This is a genomic window from Caballeronia sp. GACF4 (assembly GCF_023631025.1).
In the GTDB taxonomy this organism is placed as follows: domain Bacteria; phylum Pseudomonadota; class Gammaproteobacteria; order Burkholderiales; family Burkholderiaceae; genus Caballeronia.
In genome coordinates, this window is sequence record NZ_JALQDW010000014.1 from 85,094 (window position 1) to 111,927 (window position 26,834).

The 26,834-nt window shown below is 61.9% G+C and carries 29 protein-coding genes; 13 read left to right on the top strand and 16 right to left on the bottom strand.

Going from position 1 to position 26,834, the window contains the following annotated elements:
- Positions 1-250 precede the first annotated feature (250 nt).
- The 6 genes from fliF to NCR40_RS12970 all read left to right on the top strand — a co-directional run bounded on the left by fliF (position 251) and on the right by NCR40_RS12970 (position 7,211).
- Positions 251-2,044, top strand: coding sequence for a flagellar basal-body MS-ring/collar protein FliF (gene fliF, locus NCR40_RS12945; protein WP_244826534.1), 1,794 nt, complete (start codon positions 251-253; stop codon positions 2,042-2,044).
- Positions 2,034-3,029 (top strand): flagellar motor switch protein FliG, encoded by a 996-nt coding sequence (gene fliG, locus NCR40_RS12950; RefSeq protein WP_244826535.1) that lies wholly within the window; start codon positions 2,034-2,036, stop codon positions 3,027-3,029. The genes fliF and fliG overlap by 11 nt, the downstream gene beginning before the upstream one ends.
- Positions 3,022-3,693 carry a flagellar assembly protein FliH gene (gene fliH, locus NCR40_RS12955; protein WP_250466034.1) on the top strand — a complete coding sequence of 224 codons (672 nt, stop codon included), beginning with the start codon at positions 3,022-3,024 and terminating at the stop codon, positions 3,691-3,693. The genes fliG and fliH overlap by 8 nt, the downstream gene beginning before the upstream one ends.
- Positions 3,694-3,701: 8 nt before the next feature.
- Positions 3,702-5,216 carry a flagellar protein export ATPase FliI gene (gene fliI / locus NCR40_RS12960; protein ID WP_250466294.1) on the top strand — a complete coding sequence of 505 codons (1,515 nt, stop codon included), beginning with the start codon at positions 3,702-3,704 and terminating at the stop codon, positions 5,214-5,216.
- A 71-nt stretch (positions 5,217-5,287) separates the two neighbouring features.
- Positions 5,288-5,737, top strand: a complete 450-nt coding sequence (gene fliJ / locus NCR40_RS12965) for a flagellar export protein FliJ (protein ID WP_244826537.1) — start codon at positions 5,288-5,290, stop codon at positions 5,735-5,737.
- Positions 5,738-5,768: 31 nt separating this feature from the next.
- A complete protein-coding gene (locus tag NCR40_RS12970) occupies positions 5,769-7,211 on the top strand; it encodes a flagellar hook-length control protein FliK (protein ID WP_250509634.1) in 1,443 nt (480 codons plus the stop codon).
- 56 nt (positions 7,212-7,267) lie between these two features.
- Here NCR40_RS12970 and NCR40_RS12975 read toward each other — a convergent pair whose 3' ends face one another.
- The 3 genes from NCR40_RS12975 to NCR40_RS31290 all read right to left on the bottom strand — a co-directional run bounded on the left by NCR40_RS12975 (position 7,268) and on the right by NCR40_RS31290 (position 9,051).
- The gene (locus tag NCR40_RS12975; RefSeq protein WP_250509635.1) at positions 7,268-7,654 is read right to left on the bottom strand and encodes a DUF7079 family protein; all 387 of its coding nucleotides are present in this window, start codon (positions 7,652-7,654) and stop codon (positions 7,268-7,270) included.
- Positions 7,639-8,247 carry a hypothetical protein gene (locus NCR40_RS12980; RefSeq protein ID WP_250509636.1) on the bottom strand — a complete coding sequence of 203 codons (609 nt, stop codon included), beginning with the start codon at positions 8,245-8,247 and terminating at the stop codon, positions 7,639-7,641. Before NCR40_RS12980 ends, NCR40_RS12975 begins: the two co-directional genes overlap by 16 nt.
- A 678-nt stretch (positions 8,248-8,925) precedes the next feature.
- Positions 8,926-9,051, bottom strand: a complete 126-nt coding sequence (locus NCR40_RS31290) for a hypothetical protein (protein WP_284507766.1) — start codon at positions 9,049-9,051, stop codon at positions 8,926-8,928.
- Between the two features lie 424 nt (positions 9,052-9,475).
- Between NCR40_RS31290 and fliL the strand changes: the two genes are divergently transcribed.
- From fliL to fliR, 7 genes are read left to right on the top strand one after another with little or no spacing between them, the layout of a single operon-like run.
- On the top strand, positions 9,476-9,967 hold the full coding sequence (fliL, locus tag NCR40_RS12985) for a flagellar basal body-associated protein FliL (RefSeq protein ID WP_244826542.1): 492 nt from the start codon (positions 9,476-9,478) through the stop codon (positions 9,965-9,967).
- Between the two features lie 36 nt (positions 9,968-10,003).
- On the top strand, positions 10,004-11,002 hold the full coding sequence (gene fliM, locus NCR40_RS12990; protein WP_244826543.1) for a flagellar motor switch protein FliM: 999 nt from the start codon (positions 10,004-10,006) through the stop codon (positions 11,000-11,002).
- Between the two features lie 46 nt (positions 11,003-11,048).
- Positions 11,049-11,441: a flagellar motor switch protein FliN gene (gene fliN, locus NCR40_RS12995; RefSeq protein WP_244828135.1), complete on the top strand. Its 393-nt coding sequence runs from the start codon at positions 11,049-11,051 to the stop codon at positions 11,439-11,441.
- Positions 11,438-11,953 carry a flagellar biosynthetic protein FliO gene (gene fliO / locus NCR40_RS13000; RefSeq protein ID WP_250509637.1) on the top strand — a complete coding sequence of 172 codons (516 nt, stop codon included), beginning with the start codon at positions 11,438-11,440 and terminating at the stop codon, positions 11,951-11,953. The genes fliN and fliO overlap by 4 nt, the downstream gene beginning before the upstream one ends.
- Positions 11,953-12,723 carry a flagellar type III secretion system pore protein FliP gene (fliP, locus tag NCR40_RS13005; protein ID WP_250509638.1) on the top strand — a complete coding sequence of 257 codons (771 nt, stop codon included), beginning with the start codon at positions 11,953-11,955 and terminating at the stop codon, positions 12,721-12,723. Before fliO ends, fliP begins: the two co-directional genes overlap by 1 nt.
- 28 nt (positions 12,724-12,751) lie before the next feature.
- On the top strand, positions 12,752-13,021 hold the full coding sequence (gene fliQ / locus NCR40_RS13010; RefSeq protein ID WP_244826546.1) for a flagellar biosynthesis protein FliQ: 270 nt from the start codon (positions 12,752-12,754) through the stop codon (positions 13,019-13,021).
- 8 nt (positions 13,022-13,029) lie between these two features.
- Entirely contained in the window at positions 13,030-13,827 is a 798-nt protein-coding gene (fliR, locus tag NCR40_RS13015) for a flagellar biosynthetic protein FliR (RefSeq protein WP_250509639.1), read from the top strand.
- 23 nt (positions 13,828-13,850) lie between these two features.
- Here the strand turns inward: fliR and NCR40_RS13020 are convergent, their stop codons facing one another.
- The 13 genes from NCR40_RS13020 to flgB all read right to left on the bottom strand — a co-directional run bounded on the left by NCR40_RS13020 (position 13,851) and on the right by flgB (position 26,556).
- On the bottom strand, positions 13,851-14,324 hold the full coding sequence (locus NCR40_RS13020) for a hypothetical protein (protein ID WP_250509640.1): 474 nt from the start codon (positions 14,322-14,324) through the stop codon (positions 13,851-13,853).
- Between the two features lie 195 nt (positions 14,325-14,519).
- Complete coding sequence (gene flgL, locus NCR40_RS13025; RefSeq protein ID WP_244826549.1) at positions 14,520-15,755, bottom strand: flagellar hook-associated protein FlgL; 1,236 nt, start codon at positions 15,753-15,755, stop codon at positions 14,520-14,522.
- Positions 15,756-15,766: 11 nt separating this feature from the next.
- Positions 15,767-17,692: a flagellar hook-associated protein FlgK gene (gene flgK / locus NCR40_RS13030; protein ID WP_250509641.1), complete on the bottom strand. Its 1,926-nt coding sequence runs from the start codon at positions 17,690-17,692 to the stop codon at positions 15,767-15,769.
- 352 nt (positions 17,693-18,044) lie between these two features.
- Entirely contained in the window at positions 18,045-18,797 is a 753-nt protein-coding gene (locus NCR40_RS13035; RefSeq protein ID WP_250509642.1) for a flagellar brake protein, read from the bottom strand.
- Positions 18,798-19,104: 307 nt separating this feature from the next.
- The gene (gene flgJ, locus NCR40_RS13040; protein ID WP_244826552.1) at positions 19,105-20,145 is read right to left on the bottom strand and encodes a flagellar assembly peptidoglycan hydrolase FlgJ; all 1,041 of its coding nucleotides are present in this window, start codon (positions 20,143-20,145) and stop codon (positions 19,105-19,107) included.
- A gap of 13 nt (positions 20,146-20,158) precedes the next feature.
- Positions 20,159-21,286 (bottom strand): flagellar basal body P-ring protein FlgI, encoded by a 1,128-nt coding sequence (locus tag NCR40_RS13045; RefSeq protein ID WP_244826553.1) that lies wholly within the window; start codon positions 21,284-21,286, stop codon positions 20,159-20,161.
- Between the two features lie 6 nt (positions 21,287-21,292).
- Positions 21,293-21,988 (bottom strand): flagellar basal body L-ring protein FlgH, encoded by a 696-nt coding sequence (locus NCR40_RS13050; protein WP_244826554.1) that lies wholly within the window; start codon positions 21,986-21,988, stop codon positions 21,293-21,295.
- A gap of 27 nt (positions 21,989-22,015) precedes the next feature.
- Entirely contained in the window at positions 22,016-22,804 is a 789-nt protein-coding gene (gene flgG / locus NCR40_RS13055) for a flagellar basal-body rod protein FlgG (RefSeq protein ID WP_244826555.1), read from the bottom strand.
- A 33-nt stretch (positions 22,805-22,837) separates the two neighbouring features.
- Positions 22,838-23,590: a flagellar basal-body rod protein FlgF gene (gene flgF / locus NCR40_RS13060; RefSeq protein WP_244826556.1), complete on the bottom strand. Its 753-nt coding sequence runs from the start codon at positions 23,588-23,590 to the stop codon at positions 22,838-22,840.
- Positions 23,591-23,624: 34 nt separating this feature from the next.
- Positions 23,625-24,842 (bottom strand): flagellar hook protein FlgE, encoded by a 1,218-nt coding sequence (flgE, locus tag NCR40_RS13065; protein ID WP_244826557.1) that lies wholly within the window; start codon positions 24,840-24,842, stop codon positions 23,625-23,627.
- A 27-nt stretch (positions 24,843-24,869) separates the two neighbouring features.
- Positions 24,870-25,601 (bottom strand): flagellar hook assembly protein FlgD, encoded by a 732-nt coding sequence (locus NCR40_RS13070; RefSeq protein WP_250466045.1) that lies wholly within the window; start codon positions 25,599-25,601, stop codon positions 24,870-24,872.
- An 11-nt stretch (positions 25,602-25,612) separates the two neighbouring features.
- Positions 25,613-26,038 (bottom strand): flagellar basal body rod protein FlgC, encoded by a 426-nt coding sequence (gene flgC, locus NCR40_RS13075; protein ID WP_244826559.1) that lies wholly within the window; start codon positions 26,036-26,038, stop codon positions 25,613-25,615.
- A gap of 14 nt (positions 26,039-26,052) precedes the next feature.
- A complete protein-coding gene (gene flgB / locus NCR40_RS13080; protein WP_250509643.1) occupies positions 26,053-26,556 on the bottom strand; it encodes a flagellar basal body rod protein FlgB in 504 nt (167 codons plus the stop codon).
- Positions 26,557-26,834 lie beyond the last annotated feature (278 nt).

Genomic DNA, 26,834 nt, shown 5'->3' on the forward strand with positions numbered 1-26,834 from the left:
AAAGACGCTCGTCGCCGGGTTCGGGGCGTCGTGCGAACGGTCGTCCGAACGCTTTTACCGAGTACGAGAAAGATTAGCAGCGCGGCATTTTCCAAAGCGCCGGAAGAACGGGGGAAACCCGGCTCTATTCGCCGAATCGACTTGCAATCTTCTGCGGATAATCCATCTCGTCAAAAGTCCTCCGGCGCCGCATCACGGGCAGTACGACCGGCCAGAGGGGAACGCAAAAGATTCGGAGCTTCGACGCTAAATGGATACGCCCAACAACTCACTGATCACGCCAGACGCCAGAATGGGCCTGGCAGGCGCGCAGCCTGGCGCCTCGGCGAGCGCCGCGAGCCCCAGCCTCACCGGCGGCGCTGGCGGCGCCGACTTCGGCGGCTTCGCTCAGCGCATGCCGATGCTCTCGCAATTCCGCTCGAACCCGCGCGTGCCGCTCATCATCGCCGTGGCGATCTTGGCGATGGTCGTGGCGGGGCTCGTCATGTGGACGCGCCAGCCCGACTACCGCGTGCTGTTCTCGAATCTCTCCGACCGCGACGGCGGTGCGATCGTCGCCGCGCTCCAGCAGGGCAACATTCCCTACAAGCTCTCCGACGGCGGCGGCGCGATCCTCGTTCCGGCCGAGTCGGTGCACGAAACGCGTCTGCGCCTCGCAAGCCAGGGCTTGCCGAAAAGCGGCTCGGTCGGCTTCGAACTGATGGACAACCAAAAGTTCGGCATTAGCCAGTTCGCGGAGCAGATCAACTACCAGCGCGCGCTCGAAGGCGAACTGGAACGCACCATCGGCGCAATTTCCTCCGTGAAGTCGGCACGCGTGCATCTGGCCATTCCGAAGCCGAGCGTGTTCGTGCGCGACAAGGAACTGCCGACCGCGTCCGTCATGGTCAACCTCTTTCCCGGCCGCGTGCTCGACGAAGGACAGGTTTCGGCGATCGCGCACATGGTGTCGTCGGGCGTGGCGGACATGCCGGTCAAGAACGTGAATATCGTCGATCAGGACGGCAACCTGCTCACGAACCAGAGCGCCGCGAACGGTCTCGACGCATCGCAACTGAAGTACGTGCAGCAGATCGAGCACAACACGCAAAAGCGCATCGACGCCATTCTTTCCCCGCTCTTCGGCGGCGGCAACGCGCATTCGCAAGTGAGCGCGGACATCGACTTCTCGAAGCTCGAACAGACCGCCGAAAGCTACGGCCCGAACGCCAACCCGCAGAACACGTCGATCCGCAGCCAGCAATCGAGCGAATCCAGCGAAACCTCGGGCAGCGGCCCGTCGGGAGTGCCGGGCGCGCTGTCGAACCAGCCGCCGCAGCCGGCATCCGCGCCGGTCACGGGCGGAGCATCGGACGCAACCGGCGCTGCCGCCGCGAAGTCCACGCCGCAGAACCTGCGCAAGGACACGACGACCAATTACGAAGTGGACCGCACGGTGCGCCACTACGAACAGGCGACAGGCGGCATCAAGCGTCTTTCGGTGGCGGTGGTCGTGAACTATCAGCGTCAGGTCGATGCGAAGGGCAACGTCACGATGACGCCGCTCGCCGCCGACAAGCTCGCGCAAGTCCAGCAACTCGTGAAGGACGCGATGGGCTACGACGAGAAGCGCGGCGACTCGGTCAACGTGGTGAACAGCGCGTTCAACTCCGACCAGAACGTGACGCCCGATGTGCCGTGGTGGCGCACGCCGGACATGATCATGCGCGGTATTCAGTTGGCGAAGTACGTGGGCATCGGCATCGTCGCACTGTTCCTGTACTTCAGCATGGTGAAGCCGGCAATGCGCCGCGCCTTCCCCGTGCCGGAACCGGCGGCGCCCTCGCTCAACGCGCCAGACGAACTCTCGCTGCTCGACGGCCCGACGCTCGAAGGCGGCGCCAAGAATGACGATGATGACAAGGATGCCGAGGTAAGTCTCCTCGGTCATGAAAGCAACAAGGCCAAGTTCGATCGCAATCTCGACTACGCGCGCATGGTGGCGCGTCAGGACGCGAGAATCGTGGCGACGGTCGTGAAGAACTGGGTGTCCGATGAACGCTGAAGGTCTCAATAAAGCCGCGCTCCTCCTGATGTCGATCGGCGAGGAAGAAGCCGCCGAAGTTTTCAAGTATCTCGCTCCGCGCGAGGTGCAGAAGATCGGCGCGACCATGGCGGCGCTCAAGAACGTGACGCGCGAGCAGCTCGACAACGTGCTGACCGAATTCGTCAGCGAAGCGGAGCAGCACACCGCGTTGTCGCTCGATTCGAGCGAGTACATCCGCTCGGTGCTCACGAAGGCGCTCGGCGAAACCAAGGCTGGCGCGCTCATCGACCGGATTCTGCAAGGCAGCGATACGAGCGGTATCGAAGGTCTGAAGTGGATGGACTCGGGCGCGGTCGCGGAACTCATCAAGAACGAGCATCCGCAGATCATCGCGACGATCCTCGTGCACCTGGACCGCGATCAGGCTTCGGAAATCGTCTCGCTGCTCAACGACCGTCTGCGTAACGACGTGCTGCTGCGTATCGCCACGCTCGACGGTATTCAGCCCGCCGCGTTGCGCGAACTCGACGATGTGCTGACCACGCTTCTCTCCGGCAGCGACAACCTGAAACGCGCGCCGATGGGCGGTATCCGCACGGCGGCCGAGATTCTCAACTTCATGTCGAGCAACCATGAAGAGGGCGTGATCAACAACGTCAAGGAATACGACGTGGAACTCGCGCAGAAGATCATCGACCAGATGTTCGTGTTCGAGAACCTGCTCGACCTGGAAGACCGCGCGATCCAGTTGCTGCTGAAGGAAGTGGAATCCGAAACGCTGATCGTCTCGCTCAAGGGCGCGCAGCCCGCGTTGCGTCAGAAGTTCCTGTCGAACATGTCGCAACGCGCGGCCGAATTGCTTGCGGAAGACCTCGATTCGCGCGGTCCGGTGCGTGTGTCGGAAGTCGAGCAGCAGCAACGCAAGGTGCTTCAGGTGGTGCGTAATCTGGCGGAAAACGGCCAGATTCAATTAGGCGGCAAGGCAGAGGATGCATATGTCTAATCCGGCCCAGAACCCGAAGGCGCCGCTCTCCGCGTATCAACGCTGGGAGATGGCTTCGTTCGATCCCGTCACCGTGGACCACAGCGCGGCGGATCAGGCAGCGCTCGAAGCGCATTTGCGCCGCGTCGAGGAAGACGCGCATGCGCAAGGTCTCGCCACGGGTCATGTGGCTGGACAGGCGATCGGGTATCAGGCCGGTTTCGAACAAGGGCACGCCAAGGGTTTCGAGGACGGCCGCAAGGAAGCGCTCGCCGAAGCGGCGCGTCTCGCGGAAATCGCCGATGCGTTCAGGATCGCGCTGCAAGCCGCCGATGCCGCCATCGCGGAAACGCTCGCCACGCTCGCGGTCGATATCGCGCAGCAAGTGGTGCGGCAGCATCTGGCGCACGATCCGACGGCGCTCGTCACCGTGGCGCGCGAAGTGATCGCGGCCGAGCCGGAACTCACGGGTTCGCCGACGCTGATCGTGAATCCCGCCGATTTGCCTATCGTCGATGCGTACTTGCAGGAAGAACTCGGCGCGGCTGGCTGGATGGTGCGGCCCGACCCGCTCGTGGAACGCGGCGGCTGCCGCGCGCACGCGGCGAGCGGCGAAATCGATTCGACCAATGCGTCGCGCTGGGAGCGTGTCGCGGCGGCATTGGGGAGGAACAAGCCGTGGTAAATAGCGCAATGACGCATCGCATCACGCAGGACGGGCTGAGCGAGCTGGAGCAGGAAATCGCGCGCGCGTCGTTCGGGCCGGAGGCTGTCGTCGAGGAAGAATCGCCGGAGGAACTCGCTGCGCGGACCATCGCGGAACTCGCGAACATGGCGGGCAATCCGCATATCGACGCCTGGCGCGACAAGCTCGACGCCCTCAAGGCGCGTACCGCGATCGCCAAGCCGCTGCGTCCGTGCGGACGTCTCACGCGCGCCGCCGGCCTCGTGCTCGAAGCGGTCGGACTGAAGATGGGCGTCGGTTCCGAATGCATGATCGAACTGCCGCCGGGCAGCGCCATTCCGACCGCCGAAGCCGAAGTCGTCGGCTTCGCGGGCGACAAACTCTTTTTGATGCCGACCACGGAAATGGCCGGCCTCTTGCCCGGCGCGCGCGTGTATCCGCTGGAAAGCGCGCCGATCAACGATCCGATGGCAGGCGCAAAACGTCTGCCGGTCGGCTGGGAGATGCTCGGCCGCGTGGTCGATGCATCCGGCCGTCCGCTCGACGGACTCGGCCCGCTCGGCGCAAAAGTCGATGCGCCGTTGTCATCGCCGGTCATCAACCCGCTGAATCGCGAGCCGATTCACAAAGTGCTGGACGTCGGCGTGCGCGCAATCAATTCGCTGCTGACGGTTGGACGCGGCCAGCGCATGGGCCTGTTCGCGGGCTCGGGCGTCGGTAAATCGGTGCTGCTCGGCACGATGGCGCGCTACACGAGCGCGGAAGTGATCGTGATCGGACTGATCGGCGAACGCGGCCGCGAAGTGAAGGAATTCATCGAACAGATTCTCGGCGAAGACGGTCTCGCGCGTTCGGTCGTCGTGGCCGCGCCGGCCGACGTTTCGCCGGTGCTGCGCATGCAGGGCGCGACTTACGCGACTTCGCTGGCCGAATATTTCCGCGATCAGGGCAAGCATGTGTTGCTGCTCATGGATTCGCTGACGCGTTACGCGATGGCGCAGCGCGAGATCGCACTTGCGATTGGCGAGCCGCCCGCGACCAAGGGTTATCCGCCGTCGGTGTTCGCCAAGCTGCCCGCGCTCGTCGAGCGTACCGGCAATGGCCCGGAAGGCGGCGGTTCGATCACCGCGTTCTACACCGTGCTCACCGAAGGCGACGACCAGCAAGATCCGATCGCCGATTCGGCCCGCGCCATTCTCGACGGCCATATCGTGCTGAACCGCTCGCTCGCCGAGGCGGGGCATTATCCGGCTATCGATATCGAACAGTCGATTAGCCGCGCGATGACCGCGCTCATCGACGACAAGCATCTCGAGCACGTGCGCCTTTTCAAGCAGATGCTTTCGCGTTATCAGCGCAATCGCGATCTGATCAACGTGGGCGCGTATTCCAGCGGCCGCGATGCCCTGCTCGACCGGGCCATCGCGCTTTATCCGCGAATGGAGTCGTTTTTACAGCAAGGCTTTCGCGAGCAGGCGAATTTCGAACCGAGTCTTGATTTATTGCATCAACTTTTCAACTAGTATTTGCAGCCGCACCTATATTTGTCATAAGTTATTAAAAAAACCGCGCGACCACAGAGACCAACTCGTCCATGTCAAAGAATCTGCCGATCAACACCCTGATCGAACTCGCTCAGGAAGAACTCGACGCCGCGACCAAGAAGCTGGGCAAGCTTCAGCAGGAGCGCAACGAAATCGAGGGGCAACTCAATTCGCTCGTGACGTATCGCGACGAATATCACGCGCGTTTCACGGCGTCGGCGCAGCAAGGCACGACGGCGCAGACGCTGCGTAACTTCCAGGCGTTCGTCGACACGCTGGACTCGGCGATTGCGCAACAGCGCACGTTGCTCGTGATGGCCGACCAGCGCATCGAGGCAGCGAAGCCGGAATGGCGTCTCAAGAAGCAGAAGGTCGGCAGCTACGAGGTGCTCGCGGCGCGCGGCGAGGCGTTGCTCGCCAAGAAGGCGGCGCGCGTGGAACAGCGCGAATCGGACGAGCACGCGGCCAAGGTGCTGCGCATGCGCGCCGAACGCGCCTGAATTTAACTACCGGACTTTTTCGAGGTAACGCATGTCCTCCGTTTCTTCCATCGGCGCGCAGTCGGGCGTTTCGTCATCTTCGGCTGCCAAAAAGCGTGCAGCGGACGCAGGCGCGTCGTTCGGCCTGACGCTGCAGAGCATGACCGACAAGGCCAATGCCGACGCACAGGCAGCCAAGGCGCTGGCGGCGTCGTCCTTGTCTTCGTCCACTGCGGCCAAGTCGAGCGTGCATGACGTGCCGAAGTCCGACGACACCGCGAGCGCCAGCAAGTCGGACGACGCGAGCGACGTGAAGAAGAGCGATAGCGCGACAGACACGCAGGCGTCGTCGTCGGCCGACAAGAGCGGCAAGACGGATTCGACGAAGGAGGCATCGAAGCCTTCGGGCAAGACCGAAACGGCGGATGCGTCCAAGCCTGCCGCCCCGGCAAAGCCCGCGAAAGCGACGGATGCCGCCGATGCGGCCGAGCGCGCGGACGCCGCCGAAGCTGCGAATACCACCGTGTCCGACGTAACCGATGCGGCCGCGACGGCGGTTGCATCGACGGATGACGACAAGACCGCGACCGGCGACACGCACAAGAGCGGCGACGCCAAGTCCGCGCAAGATGCGCTGCAGGCCGCGCTCGCCGCGATGAACAACGTGCCGGCGAATGCCGTGCCGATGAACGCGGCGGCATCGGCGCATGCGGGCGCGGGCGCGGCCACGGGCGCTGGAAAGAGTGACGAGCCGTCGGGCGGCATGGTCGGCGAAGGATCGAAGGGTAATCGCTCGGGCGGCCTGCTTAACGCGCTCGCCGGCGATGCCAGGGACAACGCGGCGCCGGCCACGACCGCGGCACTGGCAAGCGATGCGGCAGCGGTTCAGGCCGCGCTGACCCCGCAAGCCGATGCGGGCAGCGCGGCGTACAAAGCCATCTCGCAGCAAGCCGATGCAGCGGCGCGCGCGGTGGCGATGCAATCGGCATCGGCGGGGTCGGCGGTATCGAGTGCGCAAGGCGAGATGACGGCGGCGACCAGCGCGGCGATTGCGCCGCACGTGGGCGCTGGCGGCTGGGACGATGCGTTCAGCCAGAAAGTCGTTTTCCTCTCGAATTCGCAGCAACAGAGTGCGGAGTTGACGCTCAATCCGAAGGATCTCGGCCCGTTGCAGGTCACTCTGCAGGTTTCCGAGAACCACGCGCACGCGCTCTTCGTGTCGCAGCATGCGCAGGTGCGCGAAGCGGTCGAAGCCGCGATGCCGAAGCTGCGCGAGGCGATGGAAGCCAACGGTATCAGCCTAGGCTCCACCAGCGTTTCGGATGGATTCGCGCGCCAGTCGTCGCAACAGGACCGCGGCGAGGGCCGCTCGTCGTCGGGCAACGGACGCGGCGTGGGCGGTGTTGGCGGCGTCGGCGGTAGCGATTCGGGCGTGGCAAGCACGGTGACGATGCCGGTGCGGCGCACGGTCGGGTTGGTGGATACGTTTGCTTGATGACCGTGGTGCAATCGATTTGGCTTCTTGGGACGAACCGATTGCAATCACATTGATCAAGCGCAGGTTGCGCGTCCTCGCTGACGCGTGATCGCTTTTTCGACTTCCTGCCAAATTCCGTTGAGTGTCACCCGAAGATACAGAACGCTGAGTTCGTGTCGCAGACGGAAGAAAGCAGACGCGTCGCGTTTCAAGAGGAGTTTCCTGACTTCATCGATCACCGTTTGATCATCGAATGAAAGCCAGATCGGCGGCGCTGCAGTCAAGGCGTTCGGACCGCACACTGGAGCAACCTCCCGAAAGAAAATCTTTTTGAGTTCTTTCAATGGATAGACACATATTTTCGATGCTTGGTAGTCGTAGTCGATTCTGTTATCGACGAAGAATTCCGCCATCGTCGTCCAAATACGCTCCCTTGCCTGCTGGTCTATCTGATGCCCCACGTGCGGAATTCCTCCAATTCGTCGAGATAAGCGTCCTGAGCCGTTTGAGTTACGACAGAACCGAGAGTTGAACCGATCAAGACGACACCGAGAGCACATATTGGGACTCCCGGTCCGCAGATTGATCCTACGGCAAGACCCGCAAGCGCACCGCCGATCAACCCGCCTTCAATGGACGCAATTTGGCGTTCAGCTTCGCTTATCTTGTCTCTGGCGTTCAAAATCTCATATCCGGCGAGCACTCCTGTTATCAAGAGGCCGACCTTGCCCATCAATCTCATTCGGGCCGTTTTTGCGTTGACCTTGGCGTTACTCCTTCCCGCCGATTCGATTATCGAGAAGTAAGCGCGGTCTTTTTCAGACTCGGTTAATGCATGAAATGGCTTGGAGAAGTTTTTAACCGAGTACTTGTCGAGAAGCTTTTCAAGGCCAAGCCCTTCTGCCTTATATGCCTGTGCTTTTGCCAAACTCGTGGGCGAAGTGGCCGTCCTCGCCTCTTCCATGATGCGATTGCGCATGTCCTGGCAGAAAGCCGCACCCTCTGCAGCGGTCATGCGTCCAGCGTTGACTTCGGTTTGAACGGTCTCGCTCATTCGCTCGATGCCAGCGGCATAACGCGCTCGCACGCTCGCGTCGCTGATAACGCTTTGGGAGAATACGCTCCAGCGCCTTCGAGAGCGGCGCGCGCATCGGCCAGAATCCGGGAATCAATCTGGTGATCTTTGTTCGCCGCGAAAGAACCTCTGATGGTACTGCCGCTTACTGGCGCTCTTGTGTCTGGCATTAAGCTCGAATAATCGATAAAAGTGCTTGAGATACGGTCGCTTCCTCACTGGGAGAAACGCTTACCGCGATCTCGATACGTGTGCATGCGCTGGTGTTCGATCTAGCGAACCGGATGTTGTTGCCGCCGCCGATACTGCCTCGCTCGCTGGACCCGTCCGCGAAGCGTGCGACGCATGACATGCCTTCGTAGCTTTCCGGCTCGCGCAGAGTGAAGCTGATCCAGTGGTCTGCATCAGGAGGTACCGGCGGCTCTGCCGAAGCATTGCTCGACGAGAAGCGCGTGATGGGCGCGTGATCGAATATCCGGCATCGTCTTCCGTGAGCCGGATAGATGATCGGAGACGTCGAGCACTGGCAAAGAACCCGGTCACCGCCAAGCGCCCAATCGCGTCCCCGATCTTTAGGTCTACGGCCCGGTGTTAGATGGACACCATAGGTAATTTCGCCTGTGCTCTCGCAAGCTGTGCAGAAGGCGAAGTCGCCGATCACTGCCCCGCCGCGCAGTCGACCGCTTTCGTCCGCAATGCGCCGAGTTGCCCTTGCGCGATTACGTAGCTCCCCTCTTCGCTGGTGAGCGGGTCGCCATCCACGGCGGCGTAATAGACGGTCATTTCGCTATTGCCTTTCTTGTACATCGGCGATGACAACACGTTCGTGTCTAACGTCGATTTGTAGATATGCGCGTTAAATGCAAGAAACGTCGTTCAGGCGAAGGCGTTATAGCCGCATCTAACCTTCCAGAAAGCGGCCTGAAACGCTTGGCGTATCGCCCGTACCGCAGTTTCACATGACCGAAGGGCCCTTGCTGAAAAATAGTGCCAAATGCTGTGCATGGGCAACTTTCTCGCGGCAATGCGTTCGCGCGCCCATTTTCAGCGTTCGCTCACGGGCCGTCGAGACCGGAATAGCAAGGCTCTGCATCCGCCAGCAAGCTGCCCTAACCCACGAGTTAGCCCCAAATCCCCCCTCTTTTCGCCCCATCGCTCAACGGCGTTATAGCCAACAATTCAACCTATCGAAAGAGGGCAAGAATTCATGGCTACCACCACTGCAAATCCGAAAGACATCGTTCCCGCGAAGAGCGGCAAGCTCAAGAAGACTCTGATCATCGCCATTGGCGCGGTCGTTCTGCTGGGTGCTGGCGCCGGCGGCGCTTACTTCATGCTCGGCAAGCAGCCTCACGGCCCCGCCAAGCCCGCACCGGTGCCGCCGCCCGTGTTCTTCCCGCTCGATTCGCTGACCGTCAACCTGCAAGCCGACGACGGCATCATGCACTACCTGCGCGTCGGTCTGTCGCTCAAGCTCGCGGACGAAAAGGCTCAGGTGCAGATCACCGAACGCATGCCTGAGATCCGCAGCCGCGTGCTGATGCTCATCTCCGGCAAGCACCCAGAAGAGATGGCAACCGTCGAAGGCAAGCGCAAGCTCGCCGACGAACTGCGCGAAGCCGTCGAGAAGGCCGCCAGCGCGCCGGATCATCCCGCCCACGTCGAAGAAGTGTTGTTCACCGAATTCGTCGTGCAGTAAGCCCGCGCACCAGATTCAAGGAAACGGAAAAGAGTCATGGGCCACGAAGAGTTCATGTCGCAGGAGGAGGTCGATGCCCTCCTCAAGGGCGTCACCGGCGAAGTCGATCAGGTCTCAGACGACAGCAAGCCCGCCGGCGTTCGTCCTTACAACATCGCGACGCAGGAACGCATTGTCCGCGGCCGGATGCCCGGCCTCGAAATCATCAACGACCGCTTCGCGCGCCTGTTGCGCGTGGGCATCTTCAACTTCATGCGGCGTTCGGCGGAAATCTCCGTCGGCCCGGTGAAGGTGCAGAAGTACAGCGAATTCACGCGCAATCTGCCGATCCCGACCAACCTCAACCTGGTCCATGTGAAGCCTCTGCGCGGCACGTCGCTGTTCGTGTTCGATCCGAACCTCGTGTTCTTCGTGGTCGACAACCTCTTCGGCGGCGACGGGCGTTTCCATACGCGCGTCGAAGGCCGCGAGTTCACGCAGACCGAGCAACGCATCATCCACAAGCTGCTCACGCTGGTATTCGAGCACTACTCCGCTTCGTGGAAGAGCGTGCGTCCGCTGCAGTTCGAATTCATGCGCTCGGAAATGCACACGCAGTTCGCGAACGTGGCGACGCCGAATGAAATCGTCATCGTGACGCAGTTCACCATCGAATTCGGTTCGACGGGCGGCACGCTGCATATCTGCATGCCCTACTCGATGATCGAGCCGATTCGCGATCAGCTCTCCTCGCCGATTCAGGGCGAAGCGCTCGAAGTGGATCGCCGCTGGGTGCGCGTGCTCTCGCAGCAAGTGCAATCGGCGGAAGTGGAACTGACGGTGGAACTCGCCGAGATCCGTTCGTCGTTCGAAAGGCTGCTAAACATGCGCAAGGGCGACGTGCTGCCGATCGACGTGCCCGAGCATGTCGTCGCCAAGGTGGACGGCGTGCCGGTGATGGAATGCGGCTACGGAATTTTCAATGGTCAATACGCGCTGCGCGTGCAGAAAATGGTCAGCGCGTCGGACAACATGAAGGAAGGTGGATATGAGTGATCTCTTGCAGGAAGGCACACTGCCCGGCTCGACCGGCGTGGGCGACATGAAGGCGGAAGAGTTGTCGATGGACGACTGGGCGAGCGCGCTCGCCGAGCAGAACGGCAACGAAACGCCTGCCGTGGCCAGCGCGGGCGTGTTCCAGCCCTTGTCGAAAGCCGCGGCGCCTTCGACGCGCAACGACATCGACATGATTCTCGACATCCCCGTGCAGATGACGGTGGAACTCGGCCGCACGAAGATCGCGATTCGCAACCTGCTGCAACTCGCGCAGGGTTCGGTCGTGGAACTCGACGGCATGGCGGGCGAGCCAATGGACGTGCTCGTGAACGGCTGTCTTATCGCGCAAGGCGAAGTGGTGGTCGTGAACGACAAGTTCGGTATTCGCCTGACCGACATCATCACGCCGTCCGAACGTATCCGGAAGTTGAATCGATGAAACGCTTTGCCGCCGTCCTGATTGTCTTCGTGCCTGCGCTGTCCCGCGCAGCCGATATGAACGCCGTGAACCACGCCGCGCAGATCGCTTCGAGCGTCGGCGCGGGAAGCGCCGTGCCGTCGCTCGGTTTCGGCGCGGTGTTGCAGACGCTGTTCGGTCTCGTCATCGTGATCGGCTTCGTGTTCGGTTGCGCGTGGCTCGCTCGCAAGTTCGGCTTCCAAGGCGGCAGGAAAGGCGGCCTCGTGAAAGTAGTGGGCGGCGCGTCGCTCGGCAACAAGGAGCGCGTGGCGGTCGTCGAAATAGGCGATACCTGGCTCGTGCTCGGCGCGGGGCCCGGCAACGTGCGCTTGCTGCATACCATGCCCGCCGGAGCGGCGGATGCGGACGTAAGCGGCGAACCAGCGCCGTCGGCCGCGCAAACGTTGCAAGGCAGTTTTGGTCAGCGGTTTCGCGATGCCCTCGCCGGTGAAGCGAACAAGCGTCTTCAGAAGTTCGTGGGCGGGAGCAAGTAATGCAGGTCAGTCGTAACATCGTGCGCGGCGTGAAACTGGTGCTGCCGGTCGTGATCGCCTTGTTGCCGGTCGCGGCGCTCGCGCAAAGCACGGCGGGTCTTCCCGCCTTCAATACCAGCCCCGGCCCGAACGGCGGCACGACGTACTCGCTCAGCGTGCAGACGATGTTGCTGCTGACGATGCTCTCGTTCCTCCCGGCCATGGTCCTGATGATGACGAGCTTCACGCGCATCATCATCGTGCTGTCGCTCTTGCGCCAGGCGCTCGGCACGACGAGCACGCCGCCTAATCAAGTGCTCGTGGGCCTCGCGTTGTTTCTCTCGTTTTTCGTGATGTCGCCGGTGCTCGACAAAGCCTACACCGACGCATACAAGCCCTTCTCCGACGGCACCATCGCGATGGATCAGGCCATGCAGCGCGGCGTCGCGCCCTTCAAGCAGTTCATGCTGAAGCAGACGCGCGAAGCGGATCTCGCGCTGTTCGCCCGCATCTCGAAGGCCGCGCCGATGAACGGTCCGGAAGACGTGCCGCTGTCGCTGCTGGTGCCTTCGTTCGTGACGAGCGAACTGAAGACGGGGTTTCAGATCGGCTTCACCATCTTTATTCCGTTCCTCATCATCGACGTGGTGGTGGCGAGCGTCTTGATGTCGATGGGCATGATGATGGTCTCGCCCACGACGATAGCGCTGCCCTTCAAGCTCATGCTGTTCGTGCTCGTCGATGGCTGGCAGTTGCTGATCGGCTCGCTTGCGCAGAGCTTCGTTTCGTAACGTTATCGTTTCTATTGAGGTTGCTGGAATGACACCCGAATCGGTCATGACCATCGCGCATCAGGCGATGTATGTCGCGTTGCTGCTGGCTGCCCCGCTCTTGCTGGTCGCGCTCGTCGTGGGTCTGGTGGTAAGTCTCTTTCAGGCGGCCACGCAGATCAACGAATCGACGCTCTCCTTCATTCCGAAGCTGATCGCCGTGGCGGTGACGCTCGTGATCGCGGGACCGTGGATGCTCACGACCATCCTCGATTACATGCGGCACGTGTTCACCATCACGCCTGCAATCACGGGCTGATTCGTTCGATGTTCTCGGTTACTTATGCGCAACTGAACGGCTGGCTCACGGCGTTTCTGTGGCCGTTCGTGCGCATCCTCGCCTTGATGGCCACCGCGCCGGTGCTGAACCATATGGCGTTGCCCACGCGCGTGAAGATCGCGCTGGCGGCCTTCATCACGCTGATCGTCACGCCCACCTTGCCCGCCATGCCCGACGCCACGGTGTTTTCAGCGGCGGGCGTGTGGATCATCGTCAATCAGTTCCTGATTGGCGCGGCCATTGGCATGACGATGCAAATAGCCTTTGCCGCCGTCGATGCGGCTGGCGAGTTCATAGGACAGCAAATGGGCCTCGGTTTCGCGATGCTTTACGATCCGCGCGCGGGTGGCAATGCCGTGGTGGTATCGCGCTATCTCAACACGCTGGCGATGCTGGCGTTTCTCGTCTTCGACGGGCATCTGCAACTGATCGCGGCACTAATCACGACCTTCCAGAGTGTGCCCGTCGATGTCAATGTCGTGGCGTCCGCTTCGCATGCGCAAGGTTGGCGGGTGATGGTGGGTTATGGCGCTTCGGTTTTTTCCACCGGGTTGTTGCTGTCGTTGCCGGTCGTGGCGGCGCTTCTTATCGCCAATCTCGCGCTCGGCATTCTGAATCGCGCGGCGCCGCAGATCGGCATCTTCCAGGTGGGTTTTCCGGTCACCATGCTCGTCGGCTTGTTGCTGCTTCAGTTGATGGTGCCTAATTTGATGCCGTTTTTTCAGCGGATCTTCGAGGCGGGGTTGGGACAGGTGGGAAGGATCGCGGGCTCGATGGGCCCTTGACGCCTCATTGCCCGCATCGTGGCTCACGGTGCGCGCATGCACGGCGCGACGTGCCCGACATACATGGGCCGTTCACCATACCGAACGACAGCGCCGTTGCGAATAAGGAACCAGCGGCGCTTGGCTCCCGTGTAACCGCCATAGCTGTTCTTCGCGTTGATGTCCGTGCACACGAGATAACCATAAACGGCACGGTGCTCCGTCATGTTCTCGATAGCCTGATCCTTCGTTGGCGTGGAGAAATCGCCATAGCGCGCCGACTCAGGGTCTTTGAGCGTCTTCGCCATGGCCGCCTTGATGATGTCCTGATAATTCGACGGATATTCACCGTAGTCAGCGTCCGGCTCCGGCAGCGTCGCGGCCCACTGTGCCCGCCCGGCGTCGAGTTGTGCCGTGTTCTCGCGGGCAGGCGGCGAATCCGAGCCGCTTCCACACGCGACAAGCATGATCGGACATGTCATTGCACCGAGCACAACGAGCGCGCGATCAATCCTCATTTCCGTCACCCGTCTCACCAAGCAGTCGGTATCTCATGACGCACGAATCCTCGACGTTGCACTTAAGTCCGGTGCGTCAATCATAGGCAATCGTTCCCGGCTTCTTCCACTGAAAAAACGAAAAAAAGAGCATCGCCAAACCGCACGATGCCCTTCTCGAAGTTCCCTTAAAAAACGAGAGACAAAGACTTCTTATTAGCTGAGGTAGTTAAACAACGACAACTTCTGGATCTGCGAAAACGCCTGCTGTGCCGCCGTCAACGAGTTCTGCGTGAGCTCATAAGAACTGATCGCCGAAACCAGATCGATGCTCGTCAGATTCGCAAGATCGCTGGCGGTCTGCGTCTGCGAAGTCGCCATCGACGTCTGCGTGGCCTTCACTTCCTGCTCGCGGCCACCCACCACCGTCTGCGCAGACAACACGTTCGTGTAGGTGTTGTCGAGCTTGGTCGAAGCCGTCGACAACGCGTTGGTCAACGTCGCTTCCGAGGCTGGCGTGCCCGTCGGCTGCTTGAGCGCGCTGATCAAATTGTCGAGCGTCGCGAACACATCGTTGTTGCCCGATGCCGCCGGCTGCACCGTGAAGCTGTCGCCGTTCGCGGGCGCGCCGCTGACCGTCACCTTCTGACCGCCGAACGAAATCGCCGTGCCGGCCGTGTATGCGGTCGGTGTCGTCGACAACGACGAGTCAGGCGGCGTCGCGGTCACGAGGTAGCTCGTCGAACCATCCGTCGACGATACCGAAAACGCGATCGAATACGTGCTCGCATTGTTCGCGTTGCCCGGATCGGTCGTGCTCACCTTGCTGATCGTGGCCGTGCCCGTATTGGTCGCCGATGCCGACGGTACCGCGTCGCTATCCGTGGGCGACACGCCCATGAAAATCGACGAGCCGGTGTCGCCCACGGGAATCGAGCGGCCCGAGCTGATCTGCACCGTGCGCTGGCCGGCATCGCCCGAATACGTCGTGCCTACGCCGGAAGCATTGTTCGAAAACGGCGCGGTGCCGCCCTTTAAACCCGAGAAAATGTAATTGCCTTCGCTGTCGGTCGTGTTCGCGACGCTCATCAACTGGTCGCGATAACCCTGCAGCGTATCCGCAATCGATTTGCGATCCGCGTTCGTGAGGGAGCCATCGCCCGCGCGCACGACTTGCGTCTGAATGCTTTGCAGCACGCCGCTCACGTCGCTCAAGGTCGAATCTTCCTGCTGCAACGACGAAAGCGCCGTGGTCTGATTCGCGCTGTATTGCGTGAGCGTGGCGGTCTTCATCGTGAGCTGCACGGCCTGCGCGGCACCGAGCGGGTCGTCGGAAGCGGTCAGAATGCGCTTGCCCGACGAGATCTGCTGATACATCGAGGCAAGCGAGCTCTGCTGGTCGCTCATCGAAGCGACGTTCATGTTGAAATACTGCGAACTGGATATACGCATCGCTAAATGCCTCAGTTAAAGATGCCAAGCAGCGTCTGAAACAGCGTCGAAGCCGTCTGAATCACTTTGCTGTTCGCCTGATAAAGCTGCTGATACTGCATGAGGTTCGCCGCTTCCTCGTTCAGGTTCACGCCCTGCACGGACTGTTGCGCCGATGTCGCCTGACTGAGCAGCGCCGTTTGGGACGAGCTCGTGCTCTTCAGCTGGTTCGTCTGGTTGCCGATCTGGTTCACGTAGTTCGCATAGGAATTCGTGAGCGTGTCGGTGCCGTTCATCGATTTGGTCGACACCAGGTTCGACATGGTGAGCGCGTTGCTGCCGTCGCTCGTGCCGCCCGTGTTCGGATTGATGTTGAACACGTCCGTGGTGGCCGGCTTGCCGCTGATCGTCGCGCTGATGCCGTTCGACGTGACAGTGAGCCCCTTCGACGAATCGTAGGGAATGGTCGTGTTGGCCGGGTAATTCGTGGTGCCCACGGTCACCGCGACATTCGACGTGAAGCCGCCCGCCGTCGAGTTGTACGTGAGTGCGATAGCCGAAGGCGTGCTGTAACCCGCCGCGACCGTCGCCGAGGAAATCGTGGCCGTACCGGTGTTCGCGGTCGCCGCCGATGTCACCGCGGGCGAAGCGGCCGCGATCGCGGAGCCGTTGGTCGTCGCGAGCTGGAAGTTGTCGAGCGAGGCGCGCGTCGGCTGAATGGAGAACGAGTCGCCCGCTTGCATCGTGCCCGACGGCGTGATCTTCAGACCGTCGAACGCGTTGGGCGGCGTGAAGCTGCCGAGCGCCTTGCCGCTCTGGGTGTCGGTCACGTCGAAGCCGGTGCCGTTATAGGTGACCGTGAGATCGCTGGACGTGGGCTGCGTGGCATCGGAGAACTCGGCCGTGACCGTGCCGGTGCCCTTGTTGCGCGCGTCGGCGTAGACGGTGGGCGAACCCGCCGAGAAGAGCGCGCCGCCAGCCTGGCCGTTCAGATCGAGGCCGAGCGAGTTCTGTCCGTTCAGTTGCGCGGCAAAGCTCGTCGCAATCGCGCCGAGTTGCGCTTGCGCCGGATCGAGCGTTTGCGAGCGGAAGTCCATCAGGCCGCCAACCACGCCGCCCGACAACGCGCTGGTATCGAGGTATTGCGTCTGCGCGGCGGTCGGCGTCGTGCCGTCCTTGCTCTTGAACGCGACCGTCAATTCGCTCGGGTCAGTCGGCGATGTCACCGTCTGCAATGCCGAAGCCGTGCCGCCGACGACGAGCGGCTGTCCGTTACCGACGAAGATGTTGTAGTTGCCATCCGTTTGCACGACCTGCACGCCGACCATCGAGCTGAGACTCGCGACGGCCTGATCCCGCTGATCCATCAACTGATTGGGCTGCTGACCTTGCGCGCTGGCGACGTTGATCTGCTTGTTGAGATCAGCGATCTGTTGCGTGTAGCTGTTGATCGACGAGACCGCGCTCGTCAGTTGCGTGTTGACGCTCGAACGCAACTGGTCGTATTGCTCACCTGCCGAATTGAGCTGATTCGCGAGCGTCTGCGCGTTGCTCATGAGCGACTGGCGCGACGACGTGCTGCTCGCCGAATTCGCCACCGACTGCATGCCCGAAAAATAGTTGCTAATGCCGGTTGCGATACCGGTGGTGGGATCGCCAACCAGGTTGTTCAGCTGCGAGATCAACGAGTAATAGGTGTTGGCGGCGCTGCTCGACGCGGTCGTGTTGTTGACCTGCGTGGTCAGATACTGGCTGTATTGACGCGTGACGGTAGTCGTCTGCACGCCGCTGCCGAGATAGCCGGAACCCGTGTACTGTCCCGACGACTCCTGAAACGAAGCCTTTTCGAGCGTATAGCCGGGCGTCGCCGCATTGCTGATGTTCTGCCCGGTGACTGTCAGGCCCCATTGAGCCGCATTCAGTCCCGACAGGCCGATATTGAAGATGTTGTTGGACATGCGTTGATCCTTGTCTTGGCGGCGATGGCGTCATGCAACGCCGCCGGATAGCTGCCTTGTTTATCGGCGAAGCGCCGGGAAAGTTGAGCGTTTCGGCAAACGTTCGCGGACCGGTTCTTCAACGCGGATACCGTGGACGGTTTGCTCGACTTGGGCATTATCAAGCGCGTCGTGCAAGCGCAATTTGGCGATTTGAAGGGGGTTTTGGGGCTTATTCGGATTGGATTCCGGCGTGCGCTTTTGGCTGTATCGCGACGCGAGGGAATGGAAAAAGCCGGGAAACCTTGCAGCAGGACGGGCGGCGCTCAGAGCAGCGCCGCCGCGAGGGATGAAACCAATATGAACGGCCGCCTTACTTCGCCAGCGCGCGCCGCTTCATTTCCAGTTGCGTAATGAGCCGCTGCAGCGTGTTTTCCGCCGATCCCGGCATCGAAATGAATTTGAAGCCGAGCGTGAAGCGGCGATCTCCCTTGGCCGTCGTCGATTCCCTGTGCGACACCAGCTTGATATCCACGGTCACCTTGCCGGTGGTCGTGAAGTGCAGTTCGGCATCCTGAATCACGATGCCCATCTCCAGGTCGGCCACGCGTTCGTCCGTGGTTCGCAACGCGACGCCGCCAAGCGAAAGATCATGCACTTCGAAGCGAAAGCGCTCGCCATCCGGCAGCGAACCGCTGCAAATGTAGGGGTCGAGCACCGGCGCTTCGACGCGGAAATATTCGCGACGCTGCATGTAGTAAAGCACCGGCGGAAACTCGGCCTCGAAAGCGGGACGTCCGTCGAACACGGTCTCACGCGCGGCGCCCGTGGTGAATTCGAGTCGCACGCCGTCCGGCGCCGAACTGAAAATCAGCTTGGGCGCAGCCAGCACGTGACGATTCTGTTCCGCCATGCCGCCCCAGTCGAACGTAAAGCGATGTCCCGTAACATCGACGTCCAAAAGGCGCGTAACAATCTGCCCGTCGCCGTATTGCGCGGTCAAAAAGTCGCCGCGATGGGCAAGGTTGCGCAACGACACACCGATCTCCAGCGGATTGCGTCGTCCAAAGTCCACGATCGGCGCAATGTCGTCGTTGGCGAAGTCCTGCATGTGATTGATATTCATTGTGCTGGCCGTATTCATTGGTCGCGTACCGTCCATTTCCGCTACGCCACGTGTCGAACCGGCTCACCTTCGAACCGGCAGTTTCTTCTTAGGGATAGCGGCAAACTGCCAGCAAAGTTTAGACAGGCAGCCCCGAAAAATATGTGGCGCGCCGTCCCTACGAGGACTAAAACGTTTGCACATGCACGAAGCAGGCCAAAGAGCGCGCATGGCTCTAAATCAACGTATTGAGCGCCGAGCGCAAAAAGGCAGGATCGTTCCGCCGTTGACGAAACGCCTGCCTTTCGGTCAATTCGAAAACGCTTCGTCAGGCGATCTGACGCATGATCGAGATCAACTTTTTCGCGTATTGGGGATCGGTCGCGTAGCCTGCCTTTTGCATGCCGTGCGCGAAGCCCGCGACATCGCGCGATGCCTCCACGACCGGCGCGTAACGCGGATTGTTCTTGATGACGCTCGCGTAGTCGGTGAGCGCGGCTTCGTAGGAATCGTAGGCGCGAAAGCGCTCCACGACCTTCTTCGGCTGACCGTTGACGTATTCCGTCGTCACCGAATCCACTGTCTTGCCGGTCCAGCTCGACGTCGCCTTGATGCCGAAAATGTTGTGGCTCGTCGCGCCGTTCGCGTACTTGATCTCGCGCTTGCCCCAGCCCGATTCCAGCGCCGCCTGGCCGATGATGAAGCGCGCCGGAATGCCCGTTGCCGCGCTCGCGGCTTGCGCGGGCGTGGCCAGCCGTTCGACGAACGCGTTGACCTTGTCCGAACCGTTGCCGCGCACGCCCGGATCGAGCGCGTCGGCGCCCGTGTAGCCGTTGCCGCTGTTGAGCGATGCGCCGCTCTTGTTGGCCTGCGCCGCGGCGTAGGCCTTGGCCATTGCGTTCATTGCGGCGATGTTGCCCGCGTTCGCGTCGCTGCTGCCGCCGCCGCCCGACAGCGCGTTCATCGCGTTCATGCCGTTTGCCGCGCCGCCCGTGGCCGACGTGTCCTTGATGCCCGCCGTGCGCATGAGCTGCTTGTACATCGCGTCCGCCACGCCAATACCCTTCGACGACATCTGCTGCGACAACTGCTGGTCGAGCATCGCCGTGAACGACTTCGTATCGTTCGACTCGAACGGGCTGTCCGAGGGCGTCGCATCGCGCATGCTCTTGAGCATCATCGTCGTGAAGACCGCATCGAACTGCTTGGCTGCCGCCTTCAAACCCTGTTGCGGCGATGCGTTGGCCTGCGCGCGCAACGCGTCGAAGCCCTGCGTATCGAGCGCGAAGCGGTTGGTCAGGTTCGACAGTCCGCCCGTCTCGGTAGATGCCAATGCCGTGTTGGCGATACCGCTCGAAGTCGAGTTCATGTGCCGTCGTCCCTTAGATGATTTCGAGGTCGGCGCGCAGTGCGCCCGCCGCCTTCATCGACTGAAGGATCGAGATCAGATCGGCCGGTGTCGCGCCGAGTGCGTTCAAGCCCTTCACCACGTCCGCCAGATTCGCGCCCGCCGAAAGCATCTTGAGCGCGCCGCTATCCTGCTTCAACTGAATCGACGATTCCTTCGCGGCGACCGTCTGGCCGTTCGAGAACGCGTTAGGCTGGCTCACCGCCGTTTTCGTGTTGATGACGACCGACAGGTTGCCGTGAGCGACCGCGCAATTCTGCAGCGTGACCATCTGATTCATCACGATGGAGCCGGTGCGTGCATTCAGAATGACCTTGGCCGCGGCTTGCGCCGGACGCACGTCGATGTTTTGCAATTGCGCCATGAACGAGACCTGTTCGCTCGCTTCGGACGGCGCGCGCAACTGAATCGTGCGGCCGTCGAGCGCGAGCGCCGTGCCCGTGCCGAACTGGTTGTTCACGGCCGCGACGATGCGCTGGGTCGTGTCGAAATCCATCTCGCGCAGTTCCATCTGCATGGTGCCGCCTTGTTGCAGCACCGTGCTCTGCACCGCGCGTTCGACGAGCGCGCCGCCGGAGATGCGGCCCACCGCGAGTTGATTGACCTGCACCTTGCTGCCGTTCGCACTTGCGCCCGCGCCGCCGACGACGAGGTTGCCCTGCGCCATCGCGTAGACCTGACCGTCCGCGCCCTTCAGCGGCGACATCAGCAAGGTGCCGCCGCGCAGGCTCTTGGCGTTGCCGAGCGAGGACACGGTCACGTCGATCGCTTCGCCGGGACGCGCGAACGGCGGCAACGTAGCCGTCACCATCACGGCGGCGACGTTCTTCAATTGCATGTTCGATGTGGTCGCTGAATTCACCGTGATGCCCAGGTTGCCGAGCATGTTGGTCAAGCTCTGCGTGGTGAACGGCGTCTGCATGGTCTGGTCGCCCGTGCCGTCGAGACCGACGACGAGGCCATAACCGATCAGCGGATTGTCACGCACGCCTTGAAAGGAGACGAGGTCTTTCAGGCGCTCGGCGTGCGCATGCGGAACGGAGCCGATGGCGACGACAGCAGCCGCGAGCGAGAACGAGAGGAAGCGAAGGAGCGAATTCATGATCGGTCAGAACGGCGCGACGTTGAGGAAGAAGCGCTGGAGCCAGCCCATGTTTTGCGCTTCGTCGATATAACCCTTCGCCGAATATTCGATCTTCGCATCGGCGATCTGCGTGGAGTAGACCGTGTTGCTGCCCGAGATGGTCGTCGGATTGACGACGCCCGAGAAACGCACGTATTCGTTACCCTGGTTGATGAGCATCTGCTTTTCGCCGCTGACCATCAGATTGCCGTTCGACATCACTTCGGTGACGGTGACGGTGAGCGTGCCGCTGAACGTGTTGGCCGCGCTTGCGCCGCCGCCCGCCGTGAACTTGTTGGCGCCCGTGGCCGACAGGTTCGTGTTGTTGAAGAGGCCGCCGAAGACGCCCGGCACGGTCGGCACGGCGAACGCGCCCGTGCCGGTGCGGTTGGTGTTCGCCGCCGACGACTTCGTCGCGTTGACGTTTTCCGAGATCACGATGGTCAGGATGTCGCCGACGTTGCGCGGACGCTGATCTTCGAACAGCGGCCGGCCTGCGTAGCCCGCGTTGTAGATCGCGCCGGGCGAGCGCGTGCCGATGGGCGGCTGCGGCGGACGCGCGGTCATCGGCTGCTGGATGATCGGTTCCTTCGGCACGAGGCCGCAAGCGGCAAGCGCCGCGCCGAGCGCGAGAAGCGATGCAAGGCGTGACGCGCGAACGATAGTGTTGAGTGGCGACATCTTGATGATCCGTTTAATGCTTCTGCGTCAAACCTGCATCTGGGAAAGCGTCTGCAGCATCTGGTCGGACGTGGTCACGGCCTTGCTGTTGATCTCGTAGGCGCGCTGCGTCTGGATCATGTTGACCAGTTCCTGCACCACGTTCACGTTCGACGCTTCCACATAGCCTTGTTGCAGCGAGCCCGTGCCATTCAGGCCCGGTTGCGAAACGTTCGGCGCGCCCGAGCTGCCCGTTTCGGCGAAGAGGTTTTCGCCCTTCGCTTCGAGACCGGCCGGGTTGATGAACGACGCGAGCGTGATCTGGCCGACCGTCGTGCTGGCCGTGCTGCTCGGCTGCGTGACCGAGACCGTGCCGTCCGAGCCGATGGTGATCGCGGTCGCGTTTTGCGGAATCGTGATCGCCGGATTCAATTGATAGCCACTCGACGTGACGAGCTGGCCTTGCGCGTTGGTCTGGAACGAACCGTCGCGGGTGTAGGCGGTCGTGCCGTCGGGCATCGTCACCTGGAAGAAGCCTTGACCGTTGATCGCGACGTCCTTCGAGTTGCCGGTCTGTTGCAGGTTGCCCTGCGTGTAAAGGCGTTCTGTCGCGACTTGCTGCACGCCGGTGCCGAGCTGGCTGCCCGACGCGAGTTCGGTTTGCTGCGTGGAGTTCGCGCCCGGCTGACGCACGGTCTGATAAAGCAGATCCTCGAACACCGCGCGCGAGCCCTTGAAGCCGTTGGTGCTCACGTTGGCGAGGTTGTTCGAGATCACGTCCATCTGCGACTGCTGAGCATTCATGCCGGTCGCGGCGATATAGAGGGAGCGGTTCATGTCGTTCGTTTCCTAATGTCTTGGCTGTGCGGCTTAGCTGAAGTTCAGCAGCTTGTTCGCCGATTGTTCGTTCTGGTCCGCGGATTCCATCAGCTTGGTCTGCATCTGGAACTGGCGTGCGTTGGAGATCATCGAGACCATCGCGGAGACCGGGTTCACGTTGCTGCCTTCGAGCGAGCCGCCTGCCACGACCACATTCGGGTCCGCTTCGGCGGGGTCGCCATCGGCGGTATGGAAGAGGCCGTCATCGCCGCGCGACAGCGTCGACGGATCGGGATTCACGAGCTTCAGCTGATCCACCGTCGCGATCGCCGTGGGCGGATCGCCCGGAATCAGCGCGGACACCGTGCCGTCCTTGCCGACCGTCACTTCCGCGCCCGGCGGAATGGACAGCGGGCCGCTCGTGCCGAGCACCGGCAAGTTGTTCGCCGTGACGAGCTGACCGTTCTGATCCACGTGCAGATTGCCGGCGCGCGTGTAGGCCTCGTTGCCGTCGGCCGTTTGCACGGAGAGCCAGCCGGGTCCCTGAATCGCGACATCGAGCGGATTGCCCGTTTGCGAGATCGGGCCTGCCGAGTAGTCCGCGTTCGGCGTGGACGAGAGCACGAAAGTGCGCGTCGTGCCATCGGCGGACTGGTTCTCGAACGACATCGGCACTTGACGGAACGCCGCGAGTTGAGCCTTGAAGCCCGTGGTCGATGCGTTCGCCAGGTTGTTCGCCACGACGCTCTGTTGTTCTAGCGCCTGGCTTGCGCCGGTCATCGCGGTGTAGATCAGACGGTCCATGAATCGCTTCCTTCCTTGACTGACTTGGCGACGCTTACAGGTTGATGACCGCTTGGTCGACGGCCTGCTGCGTCTTGATCGTCTGCGCGTTCGCCTGATAGTTGCGCTGCGCGGTGATCAGGCTCACGAGTTCGCTCGTCAGATCGACGTTCGAGTCTTCCACCGCGCCGCCTTGCAGCACGCCGTGGTTGGTCGAGCCCGGAACCGCGACCTGCGCCGCGCCCGAAGCCGCCGTCTGTGCGTAGACGTTGCCGCCCAGGTTCTGCAGACCGTTCTGGTTGTTGAAGTTGGCAATCGCGATCTGGCCGAGCGACTTGGTCTGGCCGTTCGAGTAGTTGCCCGTCAGCATGCCGTCCGTGCCAACCGTGAAGCCGGTCAGTTCGCCCGTGCTGTTGCCGTCCTGATGCAGATTCGCGAGACCGCTCGTCGCGCCGTATTGCGTCGTGCCGGTGAGGTCGAGCGTGAGCGACTGCGTGGTCGTGCCGCTCGGGTCCGCGCCGTTGGGAATCGTGAAGGTGTATTTCGGGCTGCTCGTCAGGTTGCCCGACGTATCGAACGTGACCGCGCCGAGATCCGACTTTTGCGTGACCGGATCGCCGTAACCCGCGAACGCCTCCCACGAGCCCGTCGCGGACTTCGTGAAGTACACCGAGACCTTCTGCGTGCCGCCGAGCGAATCGTAGGCATCGACCGAGGTCGAGGCGTTGTACGTGTTGCCGTTGGTCGGATCGAACGCGGCCTTGTCCTTCACTGCGTCCTGCGAATTCAGGTTGAACGACGCGGTGATGGTCTTCGTCGCGGTCGGCGCGATATTGGCCGTCGGCACCGACAGCGGCACCGTGCTCGCGCTGTTGACCACACCGTTCGAATCCGCCGCGTAGCCCATCAGTTGCAGGCCGGCCGAGTTGACGATCTTGCCGGTGTTGTCAAGGTGGAACACGCCGTTACGCGAGTACACGGTCGAACCGTTGTTCGACAACTGATAGAAACCGTTGCCGTTGATGGCGACGTCGAGCGCCTGGTTGGTCGTGGTGATCGTGCCTTGCGAGAACTGCTGCTGCACTTCGGACAGGCGCGTGCCGATACCGATCTGGTTGCTGACGGCGGTGGCCATCGAGCTTGCGTACATATCGGCGAATTGTGCCTGGCCTTGCTTGAAGCCGACCGTGTTCGCGTTCGCGATGTTGTTGCCGATCACGTCGAGGTCGCTCGATGCAGCGCCCAGACCGCTCAGTGCTTGTTGATAGCTCATGTGTTTCTCTCTGGAATGTCTGTTTGTTTAAAGAATCGAGGCGACGCTCGACAGTGCGACCGTGGAGCCGTTCGCGAGCTTGAGACCCGGTGCGCCGCCCGTCATCTGCACGACGCTCTGGACTTGCGAGGCCGCGAGCGTGGTCGCCGTTGCCTGCTGGCCGTTGATCGTGCCTTGCGCGGTGATCGTGTAAGTGCCGTCGGCGAGCGTGTTGCCCTTCGAGTCGACCGGCTTCCAGCCCGAGACCGGCACGACGCCTGCGCTCTGCGCGCCGAGGTCGAGCGTGTTGACGATCTGGCCGGACGAGTTCTTGACGACCACCTGAAGGTCGCTCACGTCGTTGGCGAGCTGCACGCCGAAAGTCGACGACGCGCCACTCGATACCGACACGTTGCTGCCCGAGGCGAGCACGGTCGAACCGATGAGCATCGCCGCTTGCGTCGACTGGCCGGCGGAAAGCTGCGTGGCGAGCGAGGACAGCGACGTGTTCAACTGACCGATGCCCGACACCGTGTTGATCTGCGCGAGCTGCGAAGTCATCTGCGAGCTGTCGGCGGGGTTGGTCGGGTCCTGGTTCTTCAACTGCGTCACGAGCAGCGTGAGAAAGGTGTTCTGCAGGTCCGATGCGGACGTGCCCGAAGTCGAACTGGAGCTCGAGCTGGACGACGTCGAGGAAGCCGACGACGCGCCGTTCATGGTGTCGAGGAGCGTCTGCGACACCGTGGTGCCGTTGCTGCCGATGGTTGTGCTGGTTGTCACGTTATGTTCCTTCAGGTTCCGATGGTGAGGGTCTTGAGCATCAATTGCTTCGCGGTATTGAGCGTTTCGACGTTCGCCTGATAGGAACGCGACGCGGACATCATGTTGACCATTTCCTGCACCGGATCGACGTTCGGCAGCGTCACGTAGCCGTCCGCGTTCGCCGCCGGGTTGCTCGGGTCGTAACTGGTTTTCATCGGGCTCGGGTCGTCGATCACGCCGGTGACCTGCACGCCGCCGACTTGCTGACCGGAGCCGCTCTTCGCGCCGCCGAGCGGATCGACCGCGAACACGACCTGCTTCGCCTTGTACGCCTGGCCGTCGGGGCCGGTGGTGCTGTCCGCGTTGGCCAGATTCGACGCGGTGACGTTCAGGCGTTGCGCCTGAGCCGACATCGCCGAACCGGCCACGCTGAAAATGTTCATCAAAGAAGGCATGGTTTTCTGGCTCCTTAACTGTTCGACGTGATCGCCGAAAGCATCGACTTGATCTGCGAACTCAACACCGTCATGCCGGCTTCGAAGTGCAGCGCGTTGTCCGCGAATTGCACGCGTTCGGAGTCGAGATCGACCGTATTGCCGTCGAGCGACGGCTGGTTCGGCACGCGATAGGCGAGGCGGCCGTAGTCGTCGCTCGAACCGCCGGCTGCGGTGAGCGTCGAAGTGCCCGACATGTGGCCGCGCGCCGTGACCGCCATTGCCTCGCCAGCGCTTACGCTGACCGGCTGCGCCATTGCCAGCGTGCCGGTGCTGCTCGTGCCCGCGCTGCTCGCCGTGCCAGTGGCGCCGCCTTTCTTCAGCGCGCCAGCAAGGGCGGACGAGAAATCGACGTCGCGCGCCTTGTAGCCCGGCGTGTCCGCGTTGGCGATATTCGACGAAAGCAGTTCCTGCCTATACGCGCGGACATCGAGCGCTTCGCGGCCGAAGGCGAATTCCTTGTCGAGTTTGTCTAGCATCACCGTCCTCTACAGATGTTTGGTCCGGGTCCGGCATCGCCAAGACCTTTTTGCATGACACGAATATTAGGAGCGGCGCGCAACAACTAATCCGACGAATAACCGGGAAACGGGGCCTCTATTCGACGCTTGATCGCCGCGCGGTCTATCTAGAATCTGGTTCGTGGTCGAAAGGAATGGTTTGGGAGTCGAAGCGGCTGTGATGTTCGTGGGACTTCGGGTGGATGGGCTCGGCCGCCGTGGCATTGCGGCGGGGTTTGTCCAGCGATGTGTAGTTG